Source organism: Kitasatospora sp. P5_F3 (assembly GCF_054049135.1).
Window position 1 is genome coordinate 1 of record NZ_JBFUMY010000161.1, and the last position, 4,378, is coordinate 4,378.

Below are 4,378 nucleotides of genomic sequence, written 5' to 3' on the forward strand. Positions count from 1 at the left end.
TAGACCAGGTCGAGGGCGACCGTGCGCTGCTCGTCGGGGATGCGGGCGATGGGCAGGATCTTGGAGGCGTGCACGATCGCCGAGTCCAGGCCGGCTTCGACGCACTCGTGCAGGAACACCGAGTTGATGACCTGTCGGGCGGCGGGGCTGAGCCCGAAGGAGATGTTGGACAGGCCCAGGGTGGTCTGCACGTCGGGGTGGCGGCGCTTCAGTTCGCGGATCGCCTCGATCGTCTCGATGCCGTCGCGGCGCGACTCCTCCTGGCCTGTGCCGAGGGTGAAGGCGAGGCAGTCCACCAGGATCGAGCCCTCATCCACGCCGTACTCGCCGGTGAGCTGGGTGATCAGGCGCTCCGCGATCGCCACCTTCGCCTCCGCGGTACGGGCCTGGCCCTCCTCGTCGATGGTGAGTGCGATCAGACCCGCCCCATGCTCGCGGGCCAGCGAGGCGATCCGGCCGAAGCGGGTGTCCGGGCCGTCACCGTCCTCGTAGTTCACCGAGTTCAGCACCGCGCGGCCGCCCAGGGCCTCAAGGCCGGCGCGCAGGACGTCCGGTTCGGTGGAGTCCAGCACGATCGGCAGGGTGGAGGCGGTGGCGAGGCGGCCGGCGATCTCCTTCATGTCCGCGACGCCGTCACGGCCGACGTAGTCGACGCACAGGTCCAGCAGGTGGGAGCCGTCGCGGATCTGCTCGCGGGCGATCTCCACACACGCCTGCCAGTCACCGGCGAGCATCGAGTCGCGGAACTTCTTCGACCCGTTGGCGTTGGTGCGCTCGCCGATCGCCAGGTAGGAGGTGTCCTGACGGAACGACACCGGCTGGTACAGCGAMGCAGCCGACGGCTCSGGGCGCGGGTCRCGSRCGGCGACCGGGCGGCCCCCGCTCCACCACCGCCCGCAGATGCTCCGGGGTGGTGCCGCAGCAGCCACCCACCARCGACAGGCCGTACTCGCGGGTGAACGTGTCATGCGCCTCCGCCAGYTCGGCCGGGCTCAGCGGATAGTGCGCACCGTCCTTGCCCAGCACCGGCAGACCCGCGTTCGGCATGCACGACAGGCCGATCCTGGCGTTCTTCGCCAGGTAGCGCAGGTGCTCGCTCATCTCGGCGGGRCCSGTSGCGCAGTTCAGCCCGATGTAGTCGACACCGAGGGGCTCCAGCGCGGTGAGCGCAGCGCCGATCTCSGAGCCCAGCAGCATGGTGCCGGTGGTCTCCACCGTCACCTGCACCAGCACCGGCAGATCCAGCCCCGCCGCCGCCAACGCCCGCTTCGAACCCAGGATCGCGGCCTTCGTCTGCAGCAGGTCCTGGCTCGTCTCCACCAGCAACGCATCCGCACCACCCGCAATCAGACCGGCGGCGTTCTTCTGGAACCCGTCCCGCAGCAACTCGTACGGGGCGTGGCCCAGCGTCGGCAGTTTGGTGCCGGGGCCGATCGAGCCGAGCACCCAACGGGTCCGCCCGTCCTGCGCGGTGAACGCATCGGCAGCCTCACGCGCCACCCGGGCACCGGCCTCGGACAGCTCGAACACCCGCTCCGGGATGTCGTACTCCGCCAGCGCCGCGTGGTTCGCACCGAAGGTGTTCGTCTCCACACAGTCCACACCCACCGCGAAATACGCGTCATGCACCGCACGCACAATGTCCGGGCGGGTCAGATTCAGCACCTCGTTGCAGCCCTCGAGCTGCTCGAAGTCCTCCATCGAAGGATCCTGCGCCTGCAACATGGTGCCCATCGCACCATCAGCCACCACGACGCGGCTTGCGAGAGCTTCACGCAACGCATCCGCACGAACCTGGTGCTGACCGGCGGTCATACGGCTGCCGCCAGGTGCGGGGCGAGCAGGGCGACGGCCTGCTCGCCGTAGGTGGCCCGGAGGCGGTCGGCCAACTGGCCGGGGAGCACCCGGTAGTCCTGGGTGCCGACGGTCTCCAGGACGACGGTGGCGAGTGCGCAGCCGAGCTGCGCGGCCGGCTGCAGCGGGAGGCCCCAGCTGACGGCGGCCAGGAAGCCGGCCCGGAAGGCGTCGCCGACTCCGGTCGGGTCGGCGGAGCGCTCGGCGGGTACGGCGGCCACCTCGATCGGGTCGGCGCCGGTCTGCTCGATCCGTACGCCGCGCGAGCCGAGGGTGGTGATCCAGACGCCGACCCGGGCGAGCACCGTCTCCGCTGTCCAGCCGGTGCGCTCGACCAGCAGCGCGGCCTCGTACTCGTTGGTGAACAGGTAGCGGGCGCCGTCCACCAGCCGCCGGACCTGTTCGCCGGACAGCCTGGCGAGCTGCTGCGAGGGATCGGCGGCGAACGGGACGGCCAGCGAGACCGCCTCCTCGGTGTGACTCAGCATCGCCTCGGGGGAGTTGGGGGAGACCACGACCAGGTCGAGGCCGCCGGTCCGGTCGGCGATCCGGGCCAGTTCGATGCGGTCGGCCTCGGCCATCGCACCGGCGTAGAACGAGGCGATCTGGTTCTGGTCCAGGTCGGTGGTGCACATGAACCGGGCGGTCTGCCGGGTCTCGGAGACGTGCACCGACTCGGTGTCCACGCCGTGCTCCTCCAGCCAGTGCCGGTACTCGGCGAAGTCGTTGCCGACCGCGCCGGCCAGCACCGGCCGGAGGCCGAGGCCGCCGAGCCCGAAGGCGATGTTGGCGGCCACCCCGCCCCGCCGCACCTCCAACTGGTCGACCAGGAAGGAGAGTGACACCGTGTCGAGACGGTCGGCGAGCAACTGGTCGGTGAACCGGCCGGGGAACTGCATCAGGTGGTCGGTAGCGATCGAACCCGTGACTGCGATGCGCACGGTGGTTTTCTCCTTACGAGTGGCGGGGTGGACGGGGGACGGGGTCAGACGCCGACGGCGTCGCGCAGCTTCTGGGAGCGGTCGGTGCGCTCCCAGGTGAAGTCGGCGTCGTCCCGGCCGAAGTGGCCGTACGCCGCGGTCTTCGCGTAGATCGGTCGCAGCAGGTCCAGGTCGCGGATGATCGCGGCCGGACGCAGGTCGAAGACCTCGGAGACGGCGGCCTGGATCTTCAGGACCGGGACGGTCTCGGTGCCGAAGGTCTCCACGAACAGGCCCACCGGCTCGGCCTTGCCGATCGCGTACGCGACCTGCACCTCGGCCCGCGAGGCCAGACCGGCGGCGACGATGTTCTTCGCCACCCAGCGCATCGCGTACGCCGCCGAACGGTCCACCTTSGACGGGTCCTTGCCGGAGAACGCGCCGCCACCGTGCCGGGCCATCCCGCCGTACGTGTCGATGATGATCTTGCGGCCGGTCAGGCCCGCGTCACCCATCGGGCCRCCGATCTCGAACCGGCCGGTCGGGTTCACCAGCAGCCGGTAGCCCTCGGTCACCAGCTTGATGCCGTCGTCCGCCAGCCGCTTCAGCTCCGGCTCCACCACGAACTCGCGGATGTCCGGGGTGAGCAGCGACTCCAGGTCGATGTCGCTCGCGTGCTGCGAGGACACCACCACGGTGTCCAGGCGGACGGCCTTGTCACCGTCGTACTCGATGGTGACCTGAGTCTTGCCGTCCGGACGCAGGTACGGGATCTGCCCGTTCTTGCGCACCGCGGACAGCCGCTGGGCGAGCCGGTGCGCCAACGTGATCGGCAGCGGCATCAGCTCAGGCGTCTCGTCRCTGGCGTAGCCGAACATCAGGCCCTGGTCGCCCGCGCCCTGCTTGTCGAGGTCGTCCTCGTCACCCTCGACCCGCGCCTCGTGCGAGGTGTCGACACCCTGTGCGATGTCGGGCGACTGCGCACCGATGGACACCGACACACCACAGGAGGCACCGTCGAAGCCCTTCTTCGACGAGTCGTAGCCGATCTCCAGGATCTTCTCCCGGACCAGCTGYGCGATCGGCGCATAGGCCTTGGTGGTGACCTCACCGGCGATGTGCACGAGGCCGGTGGTGATCAGCGTCTCCACRGCGACCCGGGACTTCGGRTCGGCCGCGAGAAGCGCGTCCAGGATGGTGTCGCTGATCTGGTCAGCGATCTTGTCGGGGTGTCCCTCGGTGACGGACTCCGAGGTGAACAGGCGGCGGGACATGGCTCAGCTCCAAGGCTCGAAAAGGAAGGTGACGGACCGTCAGTAGCGGTACTGCTCGGGCTTGTACGGGCCCTCGACCGGGACGCCGATGTAGGTGGCCTGCTCCTCGCTCAGGACGGTGAGCTTGACGCCCAGGGCGTCCAGGTGGAGGCGGGCGACCTTCTCGTCCAGGTGCTTCGGGAGCACGTACACGCCGACCGGGTACTCCTCGGTCTTGGTGAACAGCTCGATCTGCGCGATCGTCTGGTTCGCGAAGGAGTTCGACATCACGAACGACGGGTGACCCGTCGCGTTGCCCAGGTTCAGCAGCCGGCCCTCGGACAGCAGGAT

3 protein-coding genes and 1 pseudogene are annotated in these 4,378 nt (G+C 69.6%); all 4 read right to left on the reverse strand.

Going from position 1 to position 4,378, the window contains the following annotated elements:
• A pseudogene (locus ACXJMZ_RS36825) lies at positions 1-1,815 on the reverse strand (homocysteine S-methyltransferase family protein); the annotation flags it as partial.
• Positions 1,812-2,795 (reverse strand): carbohydrate kinase family protein, encoded by a 984-nt coding sequence (locus ACXJMZ_RS36830; RefSeq protein WP_457034352.1) that lies wholly within the window; start codon positions 2,793-2,795, stop codon positions 1,812-1,814. The pseudogene ACXJMZ_RS36825 and the gene ACXJMZ_RS36830, both read right to left, overlap by 4 nt.
• 44 nt (positions 2,796-2,839) lie before the next feature.
• Positions 2,840-4,048, reverse strand: coding sequence for a methionine adenosyltransferase (gene metK, locus ACXJMZ_RS36835; RefSeq protein WP_457034353.1), 1,209 nt, complete (start codon positions 4,046-4,048; stop codon positions 2,840-2,842).
• 39 nt (positions 4,049-4,087) lie between these two features.
• On the reverse strand, positions 4,088-4,378 hold a 291-nt coding region (locus ACXJMZ_RS36840), incomplete at its 5' end, for an adenosylhomocysteinase (protein WP_457034354.1).